Origin of the sequence: Allokutzneria oryzae (assembly GCF_042429765.1) — a bacterium.
Classification (GTDB): domain Bacteria; phylum Actinomycetota; class Actinomycetes; order Mycobacteriales; family Pseudonocardiaceae; genus Allokutzneria; species Allokutzneria oryzae.
On the sequence record NZ_JBHLZU010000004.1, the window covers coordinates 16,664 to 35,422 of the forward strand.

Sequence of the window (18,759 nt, forward strand, 5' to 3'; positions counted from 1 at the left end):
CTAGCCTTGACCTCTAGTTAAGTCGAGGTTACAGCCTTGGATCATGACACAGGGGACAGTGACCACGGACTGGTCAGGGCTACCGGCCCTGTTCCGGAGGATGACCGGGGACGAGAAGCACGAGTGGGCGGCGACCTCCACCCTGCCCGCGCTCTGGACGCTCTACGACAAGGTGCTCGACGTCTCGCCTGACCGCGTCGACGACCCGGACCGCGACCGCTTCCTGCTCTCCAAGGGGCACGGGCCGATGGCCTTCTACGCGGTGCTCGCCGCGAAGGGCTTCCTCGATCCGTCCACTTTGGACGACTGGACGGAGTTCGGCTCGCCGCTCGGCCAGCACCCCGACCGGGTCCTGGTGCCGGGGGCGGAGATCGGCAGCGGCTCGCTCGGCCACGGCCTCGCGCTCGGCGTCGGCCAGGCACTCGGCCTGCGCGCCCAGGGCAGGACCCGCCCGCGCGTGTTCGTGCTCGTCGGCGACGGGGAGCTCGACGAGGGCAGCAACCACGAGGCGATCGCGCTCGCGGGCAGGCTCGGCCTGGACCGGCTGACCGTGGTCGCCATCGACAACGGCTCGGCCAGCCACGGCTGGCCCGGTGGCATGGCCACCCGTTTCGCGGTCGAGGGCTGGGACACCGTCTCGGTCGACGGCCGCGACCAGGAGGCGCTGTACCGCGCGTTCACCGAGGAGCACCCCGGCCGCCCGCGCGCCGTGGTCGCCGTGATCAGGAGTGAGGGAGTCGAATGACCGCCGCGGACTTCCAGGGCAAGACTGCCCTGGCGCTCAAGGCCACTGACGTCACCATGCGCGAGGCCTTCGTCGAGACGGTCAGCGCCGCCATGGACACCGATCCCCGGATCGCCGTGGTGACCGCGGACATCTCGGCGGGCAACTTCGGCGCGGCCCGCGCCAGGCACCCGTCCCGCGTGATCAACGTGGGCATCCGGGAGCAGGCGATGATCGGCGTCGCCGGAGGGCTCGCGCTGACCGGGCTGAGGCCGGTGGCGCACAGCTACACGCCGTTCCTGATCGAGCGGCCCTTCGAGCAGATCAAGCTCGACCTCGGCCACCAGGACGCGGGAGCGGTCCTGGTCAGCATCGGCGGCTCTTACGACGACCCGGTCTGGGGCCGCACCCACCAGGCCCCCGGCGACGTGGCGCTGATCGACACGCTTCCCGGCTGGACGATCCACGTGCCGGGCCACCAGGACGAGGTCCGCGAGCTGCTGACCGCGGCTCTGGCCACCGACGACTGCGTGTACCTCCGCCTGTCCACCCGCCGCAACGCGCGGGCGTATCCCACGGGTGCGGGCTTCACCACGGTCCGCTCCGGGAGCAGGGGAGTCGTCGTGGCTGTCGGACCGACCCTGGACGCGGTGCTCGCCGCGACGTCCACAGTGGACGTGACGGTGCTCTACGCGGCCACCGTGCGCCCGTTCGACCACGCCGGGCTGCGCGCCGCGGTGGGCGCGAACCCGAACGTGGTCCTGGTGGAGCCCTACCTCCAGGGCACCTCTGCGCACGAGGTCGCCACCGCGCTGGCCGACACCCCGCACCGGCTGCTGGCCCTCGGTGTGCGTCGCGACAGCGAAGTCCGAGCCTACGGAACGGCGGAGCAGCACGACGTCGTCCACGGCCTCGACCCGGCCGGACTCGCCGAGTCGATAGCCCGCTTCATGCGGTGAGGGAGCTCAGGCGGGGCGATCACTAGCAGACGGAGACGAGCTCGCCGTTCTTCTTCTTGGCGTAGATGGTCGCGCTGTCGCCGCTCATGCTCAGGTGAACGCGGTACTTTCCCTTACCGTGGCACGCGAAGTTAAAACCCACGTTCTTGTTGCTGGCCGGGCTCTTGGCGAGCTTATCAACCTCTTTCCACTTTCCGGTTAGTGAATTCCTTTTGGCGAGCTTGGCGGTGACCTTGCAGCCGCCTTGCACCGTTGCGAGGACCGAGAGGGGGCGGGTCGCGCCGGTCTCGTTGATCGTCGAGGAAGTGGAGCTGAAACTGCACTTCGCGCGCACTGTGGACGCGGAGGCGGCCGGGGCGCTCACCGTGGCGGTGATCAGTGCCGCGAGGGCGACAGCCGACAGAGCTCTGCGCATTCTCGGACCCCTTTTCGGGTATGTCGATGAGGTGGGGGCGAGAGTAGCAAAAAGTCCTCTTATGTCGAATACGAACCATATTTTCGCCGAAGAACTTGGGCCTCCTGGCGCGAAATGGTGCCGCGTGTTGCCATGACGGATCGTGAGGTGTGCCGGGGAACGGGTTCGCGGATGGGCGGGGGTGCCGACTAACCTGGGGGCGTGTCCCGCGTCGTCGTGCTCGACTATGGCTCCGGCAACCTCCGCTCCGCCGAACGCGCTCTGCGTCGCGTCGGCGCCGACGTCGAGGTGACCGCCGACCATCGCGCCGCGCTCGCGGCGGACGGGCTGGTGGTCCCGGGGGTCGGCGCCTTCGGCGCGTGCATGGCCGGCCTGCGCTCCGTGCAGGGACCGCGCATCATCGGCGAGCGGCTGGCCGGCGGGCGTCCCGTGCTCGGGATCTGCGTGGGGATGCAGGCGCTGTTCGAGCGCGGCGTCGAGCACGGCGTCACCGACTCCGGCTGCGGCGAGTGGCCCGGCACCGTCGAACGGCTGCACGCCGATGTGTTGCCGCACATGGGGTGGAACACCGTCCGCGCACCGGAGGGCTCGGCGTTCTTCGCAGGGCTCGACGCCGACACGCGGTTCTACTTCGTGCACTCGTTCGGCGTGCGGAAGTGGGAGCTGGAGGCCGACGGCGCCTTCACGCCGCCGCTGGTGACCTGGGCCAACCACGGTGAGGACTTCGTCGCCGCCGTGGAAAACGGGCCGTTGTGGGCCACCCAGTTCCACCCGGAGAAGTCCGGCGACGCAGGCGCGCACATCCTGCGGAACTGGCTGAACTCGCTCTAGCCAGCCGGTTCGCATGATCATCCGTTTCAACGCATAAGGTATCCCCGTGACTTTCACGCTGTTCCCGGCCGTCGACGTGGTCGAAGGCAAGGCCGTCCGCCTCGTCCAGGGCGAGGCGGGGACCGAGACCTCCTACGGCACACCGCTGGACGCCGCGCTCGCGTGGCAGGACGGCGGTGCCGAGTGGATCCATCTCGTCGACCTGGACGCGGCGTTCGGCCGTGGGGACAACCGGGCGCTGCTGGCCGACATGATCGGCAAGCTCGACGTGAAGGTGGAGCTCTCCGGCGGCATCCGCGACGACGCCTCGCTGGAGGCCGCGCTGGCCACCGGCTGTGCGCGGGTGAACCTGGGCACCGCCGCTCTGGAGAACCCCGAGTGGTGCGCGAAAGTCCTTGCCGCGCACGGGGAACAGGTCGCCGTGGGCCTCGATGTCCGTATCACCGATGCCGGGCACCGCCTCAAGGGGCGCGGGTGGACCTCCGACGGCGGTGATCTGTGGGAGGTGCTGGAGCGCCTGGAGCGCGACGGCTGCACCCGCTACGTGGTCACCGACGTGTCCAAGGACGGCACGCTCCAAGGCCCGAACGTCGAGCTGCTGCGCGAGATCTGCTCCCGCACGGACAAGCCGGTGATCGCATCCGGCGGAGTGTCCAGTGTGGACGACCTGCGGGCGCTCGCCGAGCTGGCCCCGCTCGGCCTTGAGGGTTCCATCGTCGGCAAGGCGCTCTACGCGGGCGCGTTCACGCTTCCCGAGGCCCTCGCCGCCGTCCGCTAGCCCGTGTCCTGCGCGTAGCGACACCACCTCACCCGGGGCCCGCACCCGGGCTCCTCTCATTTCGCGCTATGGGAACTTAACGCGATTTGGGAGCGCTCCCTTGCGCATTAAGGTGACAAAACGCGAAAACCTCGGCGGGGGTGCGGGGGTGGCGCCTCGGGGGATCGGGGCGACTTGCGGGGTCGGCGCTAGCCCTTGCCCTGCTCCCGCAGGAAGATCTCCTTCAGCTCGGCGTGGATCCGGGTTTCGACCTCCTTGCGGGAGGCGCCCAGCCCGGCGACGACCTTCGCGGCGGTCCCCGCCTCCTCGCGCAGCAGCGCCAGCAGGATGTGCTCGGTGTCGATGTGCTTGCTGCTGTGCCGCAAGGACTCCCGCAGGGTGAGCTGGATGACCTTCTTGGCACTCGCGGTGAACGGGATGTGCTCGGGGATGTCCTTCTGCGGCGGGGAGAGCACCGCTTCGACCGCCGCGCGGATCGCCCGCTCGCCCGCGCCCTCGGCGGCCAGCGCCCGCGCCGCGAGCGCCTCCGGCGCGTGCAGCAGGCCGAGCAGGATGTGCTCGGTGCCGATCTCCGGGTTGCCCGCGGACCTGGCCTCCTCCTGCGCGGAGACGAGGACCTTGCGGGCGTCGTCGGTGTAGCGGGCGAAGCTGTCCATGGTCATCTTGTCCATGTCCTTGGGCACGAAGCGCTTCTGCGCCGCCTGCTTGGACACGCCCATGCTCTGGCCGATCTCCGTCCAGGACGCGCCGCCCTTGCGCGCCTGGTCGACGAAGTGGCCGATCAGGTGGTCGGCGAGCTCGCCGAGGCGTTCGCCGGTGAGCACGGCGACGCTGAGGTGGTCCAGCGGCGTCCCGTCCGGGTACTGGGTCTTGACGTAGTCGATCAGGTCGTCGAGTCGGACCGGCGTTGGTGTCATGCGTCAACTGTAGGTTGACGATCCGCGAATCGTCAACCGCAAGTTGACGCTGGCTGTGTCCGCTGCTACGCCTCGCCGGGCCGGAGCGCGATGCCGACCGTTCCGGCCCGCCCCCTGCGCAGCAGGCTGCCCCACAGCACGACCCGCCCGGAGAACGGGAACTTCCTGGCCACCAGTCGCCGCGCGCGCTCGGTGCCGGCCGCGTCCAGCAGGCGCGCGCGGCCCAGAACCGGTGCGCCAGTGGGATTCCCGCGCACATCACAGGGAGCGAGCTCGACGGTGTCGTTGTTGCGGATCCGCTTGACCTTGCCGGAGTCGACCGGGGTCCACACCACCAGCTCGTCGCCGTCGCGCATCACCCACACCGGCGTCGGCACGGGGGTCCCGTCACGGCGGAAGGTGGTCAGCAGCACGTACTTGCCCGAGGAGAGCCGATCGACGTCGTGAGGCACCCGCCACACGCTAGACCTGCGGCGAAATGAGCGCGCGGTGGCACCGTAGGCTTTGCACGTGACGGTTGCGGTGCGAGTGATCCCTTGTCTGGACGTCGACAACGGGCGCGTGGTGAAAGGCGTCAACTTCACCAACCTCGTCGACGCGGGCGATCCCGTCGAGCTGGCGCGGACCTACGACGCCGAGGGCGCCGACGAGCTGACCTTCCTGGACATCACGGCCTCCTCCGGCAGCAGGGAGACCACCTACGACGTCGTGCGCCGCACGGCCGAGCAGGTGTTCATCCCGCTCACGGTCGGCGGCGGCGTGCGCGAGGTCGACGACGTGGACAAGCTGCTGCGGGCGGGCGCGGACAAGGTCAGCCTGAACACGGCGGCCATCGCGCGCCCGGAACTGCTGCACGAGGCGTCGCAGCGGTTCGGCGCGCAGTGCATCGTCCTCTCCGTGGACGCGCGGCGGGTGCCGGAGGGCGCTCAGCCCACCGCGTCCGGCTTCGAGGTCACCACGCACGGCGGCCGGCGCGGCACCGGGATCTGCGCGGTGGAGTGGGCGGCTCGCGGTCAGGAGCTCGGGGTCGGCGAGATCCTGTTGAACTCCATGGACGCCGACGGCACCAAGGCCGGGTTCGACCTGGAGCTGTTGCGGCTGGTGCGCGCCGCCGTGACAGTGCCGCTGATCGCCAGCGGAGGAGCGGGCGCGGTCGAGCACTTCCCGCCCGCCATCGACGCGGGGGCCAACGCCGTCCTCGCGGCCAGCGTGTTCCACTTTGGACAGTTGCGCATCGGCGAGGTCAAGGACGGGTTGCGCGCGGCGGGAGTGACGGTCAGGTGACCGGCGGTCGCAGGCCCGTCGAGCTGTGGGCGGTCCTGGCCTGCCTGCTCGGCTCCGAGCTGGTCTTCCTGGTGACCGGCTTGGTCAGGTGGGCGGCCGAGGGCGGGGCCGACCTGGTCACGCTGCCGCTGCTGCTCGCGGTTCTCGCCGCTGTCGCGACCGGTGGAATCCTTGCGCGCCTTGGCATCGGGCGGATCGGCGCGATCACCGTCGCGATCTTCGCGGCGCTGCTGCACCTGCTGGTGGTGCTCGGCGACGGTCCGGTGTTCGCGCGGATCGTCTCCGGCGTCGTCGCGGCGGCGCAGGTCTACGCCGTCGTGCTGCTGAGCACCGGCCCGATGCGGAAGTTCCTGGAGGGACGATGAGCGAGACCGAGCTGGACCCGGCGGTCGCCGCGCGGCTCAAGCGCAACGCCGACGGCCTGTTCTGCGCGGTCGCGCAGCAGCGCGGCACCGGCGAGGTGCTGATGGTGGCGTGGATGGACGACGAGGCGCTGCGCCGCACGCTCGCGACGCGGCGCGCCACGTACTTCTCGCGGAGCCGTCAGCGGTACTGGGTGAAGGGCGAGACCTCCGGGCACACGCAGCGCGTGCACGAGGTGCGGCTGGACTGCGACGGGGACACCGTCCTGCTCGTCGTGGACCAGGAAGGCGCGGCCTGCCACACCGGGACCCGGACCTGTTTCGATTCCGATATTCTCCTTTCGGCTCCATCCGAATAGACGCTTTTCGCGCTTCAGAATCGGTTATCTCCGGGTTCTCGTGTTCTTCGGAGAAGTGACACTGGCCGCATGATGCGCCCTGCTCTTTCAGTGATCGCTGTGTGTGGAACCCTGTTCATGGGTGTCGGGACCGCCCCCGCATTCGCCGCGGCGAAGTCGGGAGAGGCCACCTACTACGCCCTCTCCGGAACCGGTGCCTGCGGAAAGAAGATCAATGCCTCGACGCAGCTCCTGGTGGCCGTGTCCGCGAAGTGGTTCACGACCGCGAACCCGAACAAAGACCCGATCTGCAAGAAGAGACTGAAGGTCACCTACGGTAAGAAGTCGATTACCGTGCCGGTGCGGGACAAGTGCCCCTCGTGTTCGAAAACCCATTTCGACCTGAGCAAGGCGGCTTTCAAGAAGCTCGCCGGCACCAGCGCGGGTCGAATCGCCATCAAGTGGGAGTTCGTCACGTAGTCCCGAGGTCGCCGGTCAGGTAGCGCTGGAGGTTCGGGGCGACCGCGGCCACCACCGTGTCGTGGTCGGCGGAGGCGAAGGGCTCCAGCTTGATCACGTAGCGGACCAGCCCGATGCCCGCGATCTGCGTCCCGCACAGCGCGGCGCGGAACTCCGGCCGGTCCACGCCGAGGCGCCGCGCGATCGGCCCGAACACCATCGTGGAGATGAACTCGCGCAGCATCTTCGCGGCGTTGTCGTTGCTGGACGCGCTGCGCACCAGCGTGACGAACGCGCCGCCGCCGGTGCCGTCCCACACCTGGAGGAACGTGCGCACCATGCGCTCGGCCAGTTGCTCGGTCGGACCGGACAGCAGCGTCTCGACGAGCTGCTTCGGGTCGACCGGGATCTCGATGGAGGCGGTGAACAGGCCCTCCTTGCCGCCGAACCAGTGGTTGACCATGGCTGGGTCCACCCCGGCGTCGGCGGCGATGCCGCGCACGGTCGCGCCGTCGTAGCCCAGCTCGGCGAAGCCGCGGCGGGCCGCGTCCAGCAGCGCGCGCTTGGTGTCCTCGCCCGCCGGGCGCCTGCCGCGCCTGCGCGGTGAGCTACTCTGCGTCTCGGTGCCCACGTCGGCCTCCTTCCCGCATCCGGTGTCGGCAGATGCCTGACCACTGTTTTCAACGCGTGTGGAAATAATGGGCCGCGTTCGCCCGCCGCGTCAACGACCGGGCACAATGACCCCCATGGTCAGCGTGCTCGGTAGTGCCGCCCGGAGCGCAGGCGCGGCGATGGGGGAGATCAGCCCGAGTCGCGAGGAGTTCCGCGAACTCGCCAGGGACCGCCGGGTCATCCCGGTGGTGCGTCGGCTGCTCGCCGACGGCGAGACCCCGGTCGGGGTCTACCGCAAGCTCGGCGCGGACCGCCCCGGCACGTTCCTGTTCGAGTCCGCCGAGAACGGGCGCTCCTGGTCCCGGTGGTCCTTCGTGGGGGCGCACAGCCCGGCCGCGCTGACCGTGGTCGACGGCCACGCCACCTGGACGGGCACGCCGCCGGTCGGCCTGCCCCGCGACGGCGACCCGCTGGTGGCGCTGCGCGAGACCATGCGGCTGCTGCACACCGACGCGCTGCCCGGCATGCCCCCGCTCACCGGCGGCATGGTCGGCTACCTCGGCTACGACGTGGTGCGCAGGCTGGAGGCGCTGCCCGAGCTCGCCGAGGACGACCTGAAGATCCCCGAGCTGGTGATGCTGCTGGCGATGGACCTCGCCGCGATGGACCACCACGAGGGCACGATCACGCTCATCGCGAACGCGATCAACTGGGACGACACCGACGAGCGCGTCGACGCCGCCTACGACGAGGCCGTGGCGCGGCTGGAGGACATGACCGCGCGGCTGTGCACCTCCGCCGCGCCCAGCGCCGCCGTGTTCTCCCGGCCGGAGCCGGGGTTCACCCGCCGCCGCAGCTCGTCGGACTACACCGCGGCGGTCAACCGTGCGAAGGAGGCGATCCACGCGGGCGAGGCGTTCCAGATCGTCGTCTCGCAGCGCTTCGAGCTGGCGACCCAGGCCGATCCGCTGGACATCTACCGCGTGCTGCGCACCACCAACCCCAGCCCGTACATGTACCTGCTGAACCTCGACGGGTTCAGCATCGTCGGCTCCAGCCCCGAGGCGCTGGTCACCGTCCGCGACGGCAAGGCGACAACGCACCCGATCGCCGGGACGCGGTGGCGCGGGGCCGACGAGGAGGAGGACTCGCTGCTGGCGAAGGACCTGCTGCACGACGAGAAGGAGCGGGCCGAGCACCTGATGCTGGTCGACCTCGCCCGCAACGACCTCGGCCGCGTCTGCAAACCCGGTTCGGTCACCGTGGTCGACTTCTTCCGCATCGAGCGCTACAGCCACGTCATGCACATCGTGTCCACTGTGACCGGTCAGCTCGCCGAGGACCGCACGGCCTACGACGCGGTCGCGGCGTGCTTCCCGGCAGGCACGCTCTCCGGCGCGCCGAAGCCGCGTGCGATGGAGCTGATCGAGGAGCTCGAACCGACCCGCCGCGGCCTCTACGGCGGCGTCGTCGGCTACCTGGACTTCGCCGGTGACGCCGACACCGCCATCGCCATCCGCACCGCCCTGGTGCGCGAAGGCGTTGCCTACGTGCAGGCCGGAGCGGGCATCGTCGCCGACTCCGACCCGGTCGCCGAGGACCAGGAGTGCCTGAACAAGGCGCGCGCGGTGCTCTCGGCCATCGCGACGGCGGACACGATGGGGCTGGCCGTTGATGGGGTCAGTGGTGGCTGAAACCGTTGAGGCGCAACGCGTCACCCCCGTCCGCGGTCTCTTGTGGACAGTCGTGCTGCTGTTGCTCGCCTCGGCCGGGCTGCTCTGGGGTTCCTCCACGCTGCAGTGGTTCAGCGAGACCGACCCCGCCGCGGCGCTGCGGGCTTCGCAGGACCGGCCGACGGGCGCCGACCAGGTTCCCGCGCTGGTCCCGCTGGCGTTGCTCAGCCTCGCCGGGATCGCGGGCGCGGTGGCAACGGCGAGCTGGCCGCGCAGGCTCTTCGGCGGGCTGTTGGCGCTGGTCGGCGGCGGTTCTGTCGGGCTGTGGTTCGTCGGGGCGCTGGACAGCGTCGGCACCACGGCGGGGGCGCAGACGGTGGTCGGACCGCTGCTCGGGCTGGCCGGGCTGACCCTGCTCGGCGTCGCCGGGCTGGTCCTGCTCTTCGGTGGCGGCCGGATGCCCGCGATGGGTGCCCGCTACGCCACGGGGAGTAACGCCAAGGCCGCCGATCCCGACCGGGAGGTGTGGGACGCGCTCGACTCGGGGCGTGATCCCACGGTCACAGCGCGAAAAGAACCTTGATACCCAGGACGGATTCGGTGACCCCAGACCAAAAGCGGCACCATCCCAGAGTTAGCATCCATGGACGCCTCACGGCCACCGTGATGAGGACGGTTGCTATCGGGTGCGGCAGGAACGAACCGATTCGAGCGGCGGGACGAGCCACCACCGGCCGGCCCGGACGAACGGATCATGCGGAGGAGTGCGCGTGAACGTCCTGGAGTCGATCCTCGAAGGCGTCCGCGCCGACCTGGCCGCCCGCGAAGCCCTGACACCGCTGTCGGTGGTCAAGGAGCTCGCCGCGCAGGCGCAGCCGCCGAGGGACGTCATGGCCGCGCTGCGTGCCCCCGGTGTCGGGGTGATCGCCGAGGTCAAGCGCCGCAGCCCGTCCAAGGGCGAGCTGGCGGGCATCGCCGATCCGGCCGAGCTGGCAAGGGACTACGAGGCCGGCGGCGCGCGGGTGATCAGCGTGCTGACCGAGGAGCGCCGCTTCGGCGGCTCGCTCGCCGACCTCGACTCCGTCCGCACCGCGGTCGACGTTCCCTTGCTGCGCAAGGACTTCATGGTCAGCCCGTACCAGATCCACGAGGCAAGGGCGCACGGCGCGGACATGATCCTGCTGATCGTGGCGGCCCTGGAGCAGAACGTGCTGGAGGCGCTGCTGGACCGCGCCGAGTCGCTGGGCATGACCGCGCTGGTCGAGGTGCACACCGCGGAGGAGGCCGACCGCGCGCTGGAGGCGGGCGCCCAGGTGATCGGGGTGAACGCGCGCGACCTGACCACCCTGGAGGTGGACCGCGACTGCTTCGGCCGGATCGCGCCAGGACTGCCCAGTGAGATCATCAAGATCGCCGAGTCCGGCGTGCGCGGCCCTGGTGACCTGATGACCTACGCGGGCTTCGGCGCGGACGCCGTTCTCGTCGGCGAGGGCCTTGTCACCAGCGGCAACCCGCGCAGTGCGGTCACCCAGCTGGTCACCGCCGGTTCGCACCCGGCATGCCCCCGCCCCAGTCGCTGAGAAGAGAGAGCTCGATGACCTACGACGAGGACAGGGACAAGCACGGGCCGGACGAGCGCGGGCACTTCGGTCCCTACGGCGGCCGGTTCATGCCCGAGGCGCTGATGGCCGCGATCGACGAGCTGTCGGCTGCCTACGACAAGGCCAGGCTGGACCCGGAGTTCGTCGCGGAGTTCCAGCGGCTGCTCGCCCAGTACGCCAACCGCCCCTCGCTGCTGACCGAGGCGCCGAAGTTCGCCGAGCACGCGGGCGGCGCGCGGATCTTCCTCAAGCGCGAGGACCTCAACCACACCGGCTCGCACAAGATCAACAACGTGCTGGGCCAGGCGCTGCTGACCAAGCGGATGGGCAAGAAGCGGGTCATCGCCGAGACCGGCGCCGGCCAGCACGGCGTCGCCACCGCGACCGCGTGCGCGCTGCTCGACCTGGACTGCGTCGTCTACATGGGCGAGGTGGACACCGAACGGCAGGCGCTCAACGTGGCGCGGATGCGGCTGCTCGGTGCCGAGGTCATCCCGGTCAAGACCGGCTCGCGCACGCTGAAGGACGCGATCAACGAGGCGCTGCGCGACTGGGTCGCCAACGTCGAGGACACGCACTACCTGCTCGGCACGGCGGCGGGACCGCACCCGTTCCCGATGATGGTGCGCAACTTCCACAAGGTGATCGGCGCCGAGGCCCGCGCCCAGATGCTCGACCAGGTGGGCCGCCTGCCCGACGCCGTCGCGGCCTGCGTCGGCGGCGGCTCCAACGCGATCGGCATCTTCCACGGCTTCCTCGACGACGCCGACGTGCGGCTGGTCGGCCTGGAGCCCGCGGGGCACGGTGTGGACTCCGACAAGCACGGCGCGACCCTGACCCAGGGCGAGCCGGGCGTGCTGCACGGCGCGTTCTCGTACCTGCTCCAGAACTCCGACGGGCAGATCACCGAGGCGTACTCGATCTCGGCGGGCCTGGACTACCCCGGTGTCGGCCCGGAGCACTCCTACCTCAAGGACATCGGCCGCGCGGAGTACCGCGCGGTCACCGACGCGGAGGCCATGGAGGCGCTGCGGCTGCTCTCGCGCACCGAGGGCATCATCCCGGCGATCGAGTCCTCCCACGCGCTCGCGGGCGCGATCAAGCTCGGGCAGGAGCTGGGGCCGGAGGGCGTGATCCTGGTCTGCCTGTCCGGTCGGGGCGACAAGGACATGGACACCGCCGCCCAGTATTTCAACCTCGTGGGGGAGAACGCCTGATGTCGGTTCTGACGCAGATGTTCGCCGACTGCCGCGCGCAGGACCGTGCGGCGCTGATCGGCTACCTGCCCGCGGGCTTCCCGACCGTCGAGGGCTCCCAGCAGCACCTGGCCGCGATGCTGGACTCCGGCTGCGACCTGGTCGAGGTCGGCCTGCCGTTCTCCGACCCGGTGATGGACGGTCCGACCATCCAGGCGGCGGCGGACACCGCGCTGGGCAACGGCTTCCGCGTGCGCGACCTGTTCTCGGTGGTGGAGTCGATCTCCTCCGCCGGCGGCCGCGCGGTGGTGATGACGTACTGGAACCCGGTGCACCGCTACGGCGTTGACGCCTTCGCCCGCGACCTGGCCGCGGCGGGCGGCCTCGGGCTGATCACGCCCGACCTGATCCCGGAGCAGGCCGACGACTGGATGGCGGCCTCGACCGCCCACGGCCTCGACCGCGTCTTCCTGGTGGCGCCGTCGTCCACCGAGGAGCGGATCGCGCTGACCGCGGCGGCCAGCAGCGGCTTCCTCTACGCGGCCTCGATCATGGGCGTGACGGGTGCCCGCGACGCGGTGAGCAGCCAGGCCCCGGAGCTGGTCCAGCGGACCCGAGCGCACACGGACCTGCCGATCGGCGTGGGCCTCGGCGTGCGCTCCGGCCCGCAGGCGGCCGAGGTCGCGGCTTTCGCCGACGGCGTGATCGTGGGCTCGGCCTTCGTCAACGCGGCGAACTCCGGCGAGGCGGCCGTCCGCGCCCTCGCCACCGAGCTCGCCGAGGGCACCCGCCGCACCCCCGTCACCGCCTGACCCCGCCACCTCCGCTGGCGCCGTTTTCGCGTTTTGTAGGCTTAATGCGATTTGAATCGTTTCATTCGCGCATTAAGCCTACAGAACGCGGGTTTTCCACCACGTCAACCCAGCGCTGCGGCCAAGCCGGTGGCGGAGTGACGGGGTAGCCCACGGGAGTGGACTGGTAGCGGCTACGGTGGTCCGCGTGACTGGAACGGTCTCCGCGATCCTGGCAACGATCCCCAGCCCCGACCGTGGGGTCTGGAACATCGGCCCGGTGCCGCTACGCGCGTACGCACTCTGCATCATCGCGGGCATCGTGGTGGCCATCGCCTGGGGCGAACGCCGCTTCGTCGCCAGGGGTGGTGAGCGGGGCGCCGTCACCGACATCGCCGTGTTCGCCGTTCCGTTCGGCCTCGTCGGCGGGCGGCTCTACCACGTCGCAACGGACTGGCCGAAGTACTTCGGTCCCGGCGGCAACCCGATCGACGCGCTGAAGATCTGGCAGGGCGGCCTCGGCATCTGGGGCGCCATCGCGCTGGGCGCGGTCGGCGCGCTGATCGCCTGCCGCAAGCGCGGGATCCCGCTGCCCGCCTTCGCCGACGCGGTCGCGCCCGGCATCGTGGTGGCGCAGGCCATCGGGCGGCTCGGCAACTGGTTCAACCAGGAGCTCTACGGCGGTCCGACCGACCTGCCGTGGGGCCTGGAGATCTACCGCAGGATCGACCCGGTCACCAACCTGGAGGACCCGCTCGGCGGCGTTGCCATCGACCACACGCCGATCGCGGTGGTGCACCCGACGTTCCTCTACGAGCTGCTGTGGAACCTCGGCGTGGCGCTGCTGATCGTCTGGGCCGACCGCAGGTTCCGCCTCGGCCACGGCCGGGTGTTCGCGCTGTACGTCGCGGGCTACACCGCGGGCCGGTTCTGGATCGAGATCATGCGTGAGGACCACGCCACGCTGATCGCCGGTATCCGCATCAACGTCTTCACCTCGGTCATCGTCTTCGCCGGTGCCGTGATCTACCTGGTGCTGGCCAAGAAGCGCGGCGAACGCGAGGACCTCGCGGCGCTGCGGGAGGCGCACGAGGCCGCTCAGGGCACGCCGGAATCGGCCCAGGAGGCCGAGGACGAGAGCACCGCCGAGAAGCCCGAGGAGACTTCCTCGGCCGACCCCGCGAAGACCGAGAAGACCTGATCCGCGCCGTCGCCCCCTAACATGAGTCCCCATGCGCATCCTCGTCGTCGAGGACGACGACCGAGTGGCACGCGGACTGGTCACCGCGTTGCAACACGCCGGCTACGACGTCCACCGGGTGGCGACCGCGGCGGCCGCACTGCAGGCGGGCCACGCCGACGTCGTCCTGCTTGACCTGGGCCTGCCCGACGCCGACGGGCTCGACCTGCTGCGCAGGCTGCGGCAGACCGAGGGCATGGCGATCATCGCGGTGACCGCGCGCGGCGAGGAGCGGGAGCGGGTGCTCGGGCTGCGCAGCGGTGCCGACGACTACGTGGTCAAACCCTTCGGCACCGCGGAGCTGCTCGCCAGGGTGGAGGCGGTGCTGCGCAGGACGCGGTCCGCGCGCGCCAACGCCGAGTCCGAGGGCGCGGAGACCATCGAGGTCGGCAAGCTCAGCGTGGACACGGCCGCCCGGGTGGCCACTGTGGACGGTGAGCAGATCCTGTTGACCCGCAAGGAGTTCGACGTGCTCGTGCTGCTGATCGCGCGGCCGGGCAGCGTGGTCAGCAGGGACCACATCCTGGACCAGGTCTGGCACACCAGCTGGGAGGCGCGCTCGCGCAGCCTGGACACCCACATCGCCACCCTGCGCGGCAAGCTCGGCGAGCACGTCCGCATCGAGACCGTGCGCGGCGTCGGTTACCGCCTGGCCAGGTAGCGGTGCTGCGCAGGCTGCTCGGCGTCCTGGTGCCGCTGCTGGTGGTGCTGGCCGCCGCGCTGGGCATCCCGCTGGCGATGGCCTTCGCCGAGAGCGAGACGCAGCGGATGTACCTCGACCGCCTCGCCGACGCCAGCCGGTTCGCCTCGCTCGCCGACAACGCGCTGTCCTCCGGCCGCACCAGCGGGTTGCGCGACGAGATGGTCCGCTACGACGCGCTCTACAACAGCCCCGCCGCGCTGGTCGCGCCGGGCGGCCGGATCATCCTGGCGTCGCGGGAGAACTTCGACCTCACCGTGCCGACGGTGCACAAGCAGCTGGAGCTGGCCTTCGCGGGCTACCGCCCGGACCCGCCGCAGGTGGTGTGGCCGTGGCGGGAGGAGCCGCTGGTCGTGGTCGAGCCGGTCGGCCGGGACAGCGAGGTGGTCGCCTCGGTGGTGACGCTGGCCTCCACGGAGTCGCTGCGCGCGCAGATCGTCCAGGTCTGGTGGCTGCTGGTGCTGGTCGGCCTGGTCCCGTTGCTGGCGCTGGTCGCGGTGGCGTGGCCGATCTCGCGGTGGGTGCTGCGGCCGATCCACCAGCTCGACGAGGCGACCGCGCGGGTGGCCAGCGGCAAGCTCGACACCCGCGCGGACGTGGACGGCCCGCCGGAGCTGCGGCGGCTCGCGGTGTCCTTCAACAGCATGGTCGACGTGGTCGGCAGGGCACTGCGCCGTCAGCGCGCGTTCGTCGCGGACGCCTCGCACCAGCTGCGCAACCCGTTGGCCAGCCTGCGGCTCGCGGTGGAGAACCTCCAGCCGCACCTGGACTCCGACGCGGCGCGCCAGGCCCACGAGATCGCCGTCGAGGAGGCGGCGGAGATGGGCCGCGTCCTCGACGCCCTGCTCGCGGCGACCCGCCTGGACAGCGCCGCCGCGGCGGAGCCGGTGGAGCTGGACACCCTTGTCGCGACGCACGAGCCCGCGTGGGCGGCGTCGGCGCTGCGGGCGGAGATGGAGCTCTTCGTCGACATTCCCCAGGGACTGCGCGTGCTGGAGCCGCCGGGTGGCCTTGGCAGCGTGCTCGACGAGCTGGTCGGCAACGCGGTGCGGCTCTCAGGGGGCAGCGAGATCGTCGTGCGCGCGGAGCGGGTGGCCGACATGGTCGAGCTGCACGTCATCGACGACGGCACGGGGTTGCCGGAGGACGAGCGAGCGCAGGCGCTGAGCCGCTTCTGGCGCTCACCGAGGCACCAGAACATCGCGGGCACCGGTCTGGGCCTGGCGATCTGCGCTGAGCTGGTCACGGCGGCGGGCGGCGAGCTGGAGCTGCTCTCCCCGGGCCCGCACGGCCTGGACGCGGTGGTCCGCCTGCCCGCCGACTGACCCCCGCGAACGCGAAGCGGAGGGTCAGCCCTTGACCGCGCGGAACCAGCGTGCGGCTCCGGTGTGCAGGGGGACCGGGCCGGTGGCGATGCCGGTGCGGACGTTGATGCGGCGTGCCTCCGGGCGGTCCGCCGCGATCGTGGGGGCCTCGGTGAAGACCGTGCGGGTCACCGTCTCCACCACGTCCTCGGGGACGTCCTCGCGCGCCAGCAACAGGTTCGGGGTCACCACCGTCGGGCACGGCGGGACCGCGCCGTAGGTCGTCGCCGGGATGGTCGCGGGGAGGTAGTAGCCGTTGGGGATCCGGGCCAGGGCCTGGGCCTGCGCGCTCAGCGGCACCAGGCGGATCGGGGTGCCGCGCTCCAGGTCCGTGATCGCCGGGGTCGGGATGCCGGTCAGCGTGAAGAACGCGTCCAGCTCGCCGCGGGCCAGCGCCACCGCGGAAGCCTGCTGGTTGAGCAGCAGCGGGGTGAAGGTCGAGCCGGTGACCCGCCGCAGGTTGGCGACGATGAACTCCGTTCCCGAGCCGCGCGCGCCGATGGAGACCCGCTTGCCCCGCAGGTCCTCCAGGTCCTGGATCGGTGAGGACGCCAGCACCACCAGGTGCAGGAAGCTGTCGTAGAGCCGCCCGACCGCGCTGATGCCGTGTATCGAGGTGTTCGGGTGCTCGGAGATCGAGTCCAGTGAGGACAGTGCGAGGTGCGCCTCGCCGCTGTTGAGCAGGTGCAGGTTCTCCACCGAGGCGCTGCTCGGCCGCGCCCGCACCGGGATCTCCGGCAGCGCCCTGCCCAGCAGGGTGGCCAGTGCCGCGCCGATCTTCTGGAACACCGCGCCGTCCGGCCCCGTCGCCAGCACCAGTTCCCGCAGGTCGGAGCGTGGTCTGGGAGAGCAGCCAGCGACCACGCCCAGCCCCGCCGCCGCGAGCAGCGTGCGACGGTTCACCGCGCGCCGAGTCATGGCCGCAGGTTAGCCTGCGCCCGCCCCCGGCAGTACCGCTGAAACGTGTCAGTGTCCCTTGAGAACAAGAATGGGCGGTCACACACGTGTTGCGGCTACGTCAGCTGCGTCTGAAGTTTCGCCCCAGCCCGTTGTCCCGCGCTTTCACCAGCGGTCAACATTCCAGCCCAGCGCGAGGATTCCCCCGACCACCCAGCCCGAGGAGGGACGATGGCCGACGCCGCGACGGACGGTGCTGTCACACCGAAGACCACGCGGAAGCCGATCTACCGGCACCTGTACTTCTGGGTACTGGTCTCGATCGCACTCGGTGTGCTCGTCGGGCTGGTCTTCCCCAAACAGGCCTCGGAGATGAAGTGGCTCGCCGACTTCTTCGTGAACCTGGTGAAGATGGTCATCGCACCGACGATCTTCTGCACGATCGTGGTGGGCATCGCGGGGCTGGGCAACCTCGCCAAGGCGGGCGGGCTGGCGCTGCGCACCATCCTCTACTTCACCGCGATGACGTTGCTGGCGCTGGTCATCGGCCTGGTCGTCGTCAACGTGTTCAAGCCGGGCGCCGACCTGAACATGCCGATCAACGCCGGTGAGGCCGCGGACACCATCTCCAAGGCCAAGGACACCGACGGGTTCACCGGGTTCATCCTGCACCTGGTCCCGGAGTCCTTCGTCGGCGCGTTCACCTCCGGCCAGCTGATCCAGGTGCTCGTGGTCGCGGTGCTCGTCGCGGTCGCCGTGTCCTTCATGGGCGAGCGCGGCAAGAAGGTCATCGACGCACTGGACACCGTCTCCAAGGTGATGTTCGGCGTGATCAAGGTCGTGATGTACGCGGCCCCGATCGGCGCGTTCGGCGGCATGGCCTTCACCATCGGCAAGTACGGCAGCAAGGTGCTGACCGGCCTGGCGTTCCTGATGATCGCCTTCTACGCGACCTGTGTGCTGTTCGTGGTCGTGGTGCTGGGCGTCGTCGCCCGCATCACCGGGTTCAGCGTGCTCAAGTTCGTCCGGTTCATCAAGGACGAGCTGCTGATCGTGCTCGGCACCTCCTCCAGCGAGGCCGTGCTGCCCAGGATGCTGGTGAAGATGGAGGCGGCGGGCGCGCAGAAGTCCGTCGTGGGCTTGACGATCCCCACCGGCTACTCGTTCAACCTGGACGGCACCTGCATCTACCTGACCATGGGCGCGATCTTCATCGCCCAGGCCACCGGGGTGGAGCTGTCGCTGTGGACGCAGCTCGGCCTGCTGCTGTTCATGCTGCTCTCCAGCAAGGGCGCCGCGGGCGTCACCGGTGCAGGCCTGATCACGCTGGCCGCCTCCCTCCAGGCGTTCGGCGACACCATCCCGGTGGTCGGCATCGCGCTGATCGTGGGCATCGACCGGTTCATGTCCGAGGCCCGCGCGCTGACCAACCTGATCGGCAACGGCGTGGCGACGCTGGTCGTGGCCCGCTGGCAGAACGCCCTGGACCGCGACCGCCTCAACGAGGTCCTGGACAACCCGTCCCTTGTGGACATGGACGAGCTGATGCGCGCCGACACCCGAACTCCCGCCCCCGCGGCCGCCAAGTAACGCCATTCGCGGGCTTATGGACCTTTTC

At 70.5% G+C, this 18,759-nt stretch carries 22 protein-coding genes; 17 read left to right on the forward strand and 5 right to left on the reverse strand.

Annotated elements, in window-relative coordinates; all coding sequences use genetic code 11:
- Positions 1–43: 43 nt before the first annotated feature.
- Entirely contained in the window at positions 44–745 is a 702-nt protein-coding gene (locus ACFFQA_RS04705) for a thiamine pyrophosphate-binding protein (protein ID WP_377850366.1), read from the forward strand.
- On the forward strand, positions 742–1,683 hold the full coding sequence (locus ACFFQA_RS04710) for a transketolase family protein (RefSeq protein ID WP_377850367.1): 942 nt from the start codon (positions 742–744) through the stop codon (positions 1,681–1,683). Before ACFFQA_RS04705 ends, ACFFQA_RS04710 begins: the two co-directional genes overlap by 4 nt.
- Positions 1,684–1,705: 22 nt before the next feature.
- On the opposite strand, the gene ACFFQA_RS04715 is transcribed toward ACFFQA_RS04710, so the two are convergent.
- Complete coding sequence (locus ACFFQA_RS04715) at positions 1,706–2,098, reverse strand: hypothetical protein (protein WP_377850368.1); 393 nt, start codon at positions 2,096–2,098, stop codon at positions 1,706–1,708.
- Positions 2,099–2,299: 201 nt separating this feature from the next.
- On the opposite strand from ACFFQA_RS04715, the gene hisH reads away from it, so the two are divergent.
- Together hisH and priA are read left to right on the forward strand one after the other, a co-directional pair.
- Positions 2,300–2,929, forward strand: a complete 630-nt coding sequence (hisH, locus tag ACFFQA_RS04720; RefSeq protein WP_377850369.1) for an imidazole glycerol phosphate synthase subunit HisH — start codon at positions 2,300–2,302, stop codon at positions 2,927–2,929.
- A 46-nt stretch (positions 2,930–2,975) separates the two neighbouring features.
- Positions 2,976–3,707: a bifunctional 1-(5-phosphoribosyl)-5-((5-phosphoribosylamino)methylideneamino)imidazole-4-carboxamide isomerase/phosphoribosylanthranilate isomerase PriA gene (gene priA, locus ACFFQA_RS04725; protein ID WP_377850370.1), complete on the forward strand. Its 732-nt coding sequence runs from the start codon at positions 2,976–2,978 to the stop codon at positions 3,705–3,707.
- Positions 3,708–3,895: 188 nt separating this feature from the next.
- Here the strand turns inward: priA and ACFFQA_RS04730 are convergent, their stop codons facing one another.
- A complete protein-coding gene (locus ACFFQA_RS04730; protein ID WP_377850371.1) occupies positions 3,896–4,624 on the reverse strand; it encodes a Clp protease N-terminal domain-containing protein in 729 nt (242 codons plus the stop codon).
- A gap of 65 nt (positions 4,625–4,689) precedes the next feature.
- A complete protein-coding gene (locus ACFFQA_RS04735) occupies positions 4,690–5,076 on the reverse strand; it encodes a PPOX class F420-dependent oxidoreductase (protein ID WP_377850372.1) in 387 nt (128 codons plus the stop codon).
- Positions 5,077–5,134: 58 nt separating this feature from the next.
- On the opposite strand from ACFFQA_RS04735, the gene hisF reads away from it, so the two are divergent.
- The 4 genes from hisF (at position 5,135) to ACFFQA_RS04755 (ending at position 7,088) form a co-directional block, all read left to right on the forward strand.
- Positions 5,135–5,908 (forward strand): imidazole glycerol phosphate synthase subunit HisF, encoded by a 774-nt coding sequence (hisF, locus tag ACFFQA_RS04740; RefSeq protein ID WP_377850373.1) that lies wholly within the window; start codon positions 5,135–5,137, stop codon positions 5,906–5,908.
- Positions 5,905–6,273 carry a hypothetical protein gene (locus ACFFQA_RS04745; protein ID WP_377850374.1) on the forward strand — a complete coding sequence of 123 codons (369 nt, stop codon included), beginning with the start codon at positions 5,905–5,907 and terminating at the stop codon, positions 6,271–6,273. The genes hisF and ACFFQA_RS04745 overlap by 4 nt, the downstream gene beginning before the upstream one ends.
- Entirely contained in the window at positions 6,270–6,629 is a 360-nt protein-coding gene (gene hisI, locus ACFFQA_RS04750; RefSeq protein WP_377850375.1) for a phosphoribosyl-AMP cyclohydrolase, read from the forward strand. The genes ACFFQA_RS04745 and hisI overlap by 4 nt, the downstream gene beginning before the upstream one ends.
- Before the next feature lie 69 nt (positions 6,630–6,698).
- Entirely contained in the window at positions 6,699–7,088 is a 390-nt protein-coding gene (locus ACFFQA_RS04755; RefSeq protein ID WP_377850376.1) for an RlpA-like double-psi beta-barrel domain-containing protein, read from the forward strand.
- Here the strand turns inward: ACFFQA_RS04755 and ACFFQA_RS04760 are convergent.
- The gene (locus ACFFQA_RS04760) at positions 7,081–7,698 is read right to left on the reverse strand and encodes a TetR/AcrR family transcriptional regulator (RefSeq protein ID WP_377850377.1); all 618 of its coding nucleotides are present in this window, start codon (positions 7,696–7,698) and stop codon (positions 7,081–7,083) included. The two genes, ACFFQA_RS04755 and ACFFQA_RS04760, sit on opposite strands and share 8 nt — an antisense overlap.
- A 115-nt stretch (positions 7,699–7,813) precedes the next feature.
- Here ACFFQA_RS04760 and ACFFQA_RS04765 point away from each other — a divergent pair, with 115 nt between their 5' ends.
- From ACFFQA_RS04765 to ACFFQA_RS04800, 8 genes are all read left to right on the forward strand, one after another.
- Positions 7,814–9,373 (forward strand): anthranilate synthase component I, encoded by a 1,560-nt coding sequence (locus ACFFQA_RS04765; RefSeq protein WP_377850378.1) that lies wholly within the window; start codon positions 7,814–7,816, stop codon positions 9,371–9,373.
- Complete coding sequence (locus tag ACFFQA_RS04770) at positions 9,366–9,935, forward strand: Trp biosynthesis-associated membrane protein (protein WP_377850379.1); 570 nt, start codon at positions 9,366–9,368, stop codon at positions 9,933–9,935. Before ACFFQA_RS04765 ends, ACFFQA_RS04770 begins: the two co-directional genes overlap by 8 nt.
- 187 nt (positions 9,936–10,122) lie before the next feature.
- Positions 10,123–10,932 carry an indole-3-glycerol phosphate synthase TrpC gene (trpC, locus tag ACFFQA_RS04775; RefSeq protein ID WP_377850380.1) on the forward strand — a complete coding sequence of 270 codons (810 nt, stop codon included), beginning with the start codon at positions 10,123–10,125 and terminating at the stop codon, positions 10,930–10,932.
- Positions 10,933–10,946: 14 nt separating this feature from the next.
- Positions 10,947–12,170, forward strand: coding sequence for a tryptophan synthase subunit beta (trpB, locus tag ACFFQA_RS04780; RefSeq protein WP_377850381.1), 1,224 nt, complete (start codon positions 10,947–10,949; stop codon positions 12,168–12,170).
- Positions 12,170–12,961: a tryptophan synthase subunit alpha gene (trpA, locus tag ACFFQA_RS04785; RefSeq protein ID WP_377850382.1), complete on the forward strand. Its 792-nt coding sequence runs from the start codon at positions 12,170–12,172 to the stop codon at positions 12,959–12,961. The genes trpB and trpA overlap by 1 nt, the downstream gene beginning before the upstream one ends.
- Before the next feature lie 178 nt (positions 12,962–13,139).
- A complete protein-coding gene (gene lgt, locus ACFFQA_RS04790) occupies positions 13,140–14,141 on the forward strand; it encodes a prolipoprotein diacylglyceryl transferase (protein ID WP_377850384.1) in 1,002 nt (333 codons plus the stop codon).
- A 31-nt stretch (positions 14,142–14,172) separates the two neighbouring features.
- Complete coding sequence (locus tag ACFFQA_RS04795; protein WP_377850385.1) at positions 14,173–14,841, forward strand: response regulator transcription factor; 669 nt, start codon at positions 14,173–14,175, stop codon at positions 14,839–14,841.
- Positions 14,842–14,843: 2 nt separating this feature from the next.
- Positions 14,844–16,205, forward strand: coding sequence for a HAMP domain-containing sensor histidine kinase (locus ACFFQA_RS04800; protein ID WP_377850386.1), 1,362 nt, complete (start codon positions 14,844–14,846; stop codon positions 16,203–16,205).
- 24 nt (positions 16,206–16,229) lie between these two features.
- Here ACFFQA_RS04800 and ACFFQA_RS04805 read toward each other — a convergent pair whose 3' ends face one another.
- A complete protein-coding gene (locus tag ACFFQA_RS04805) occupies positions 16,230–17,162 on the reverse strand; it encodes a TAXI family TRAP transporter solute-binding subunit (protein WP_377850387.1) in 933 nt (310 codons plus the stop codon).
- 210 nt (positions 17,163–17,372) lie between these two features.
- Between ACFFQA_RS04805 and dctA the strand changes: the two genes are divergently transcribed.
- Positions 17,373–18,731 carry a C4-dicarboxylate transporter DctA gene (gene dctA / locus ACFFQA_RS04810; protein ID WP_377850388.1) on the forward strand — a complete coding sequence of 453 codons (1,359 nt, stop codon included), beginning with the start codon at positions 17,373–17,375 and terminating at the stop codon, positions 18,729–18,731.
- The last annotated feature ends 28 nt before the right edge of the window (positions 18,732–18,759 follow it).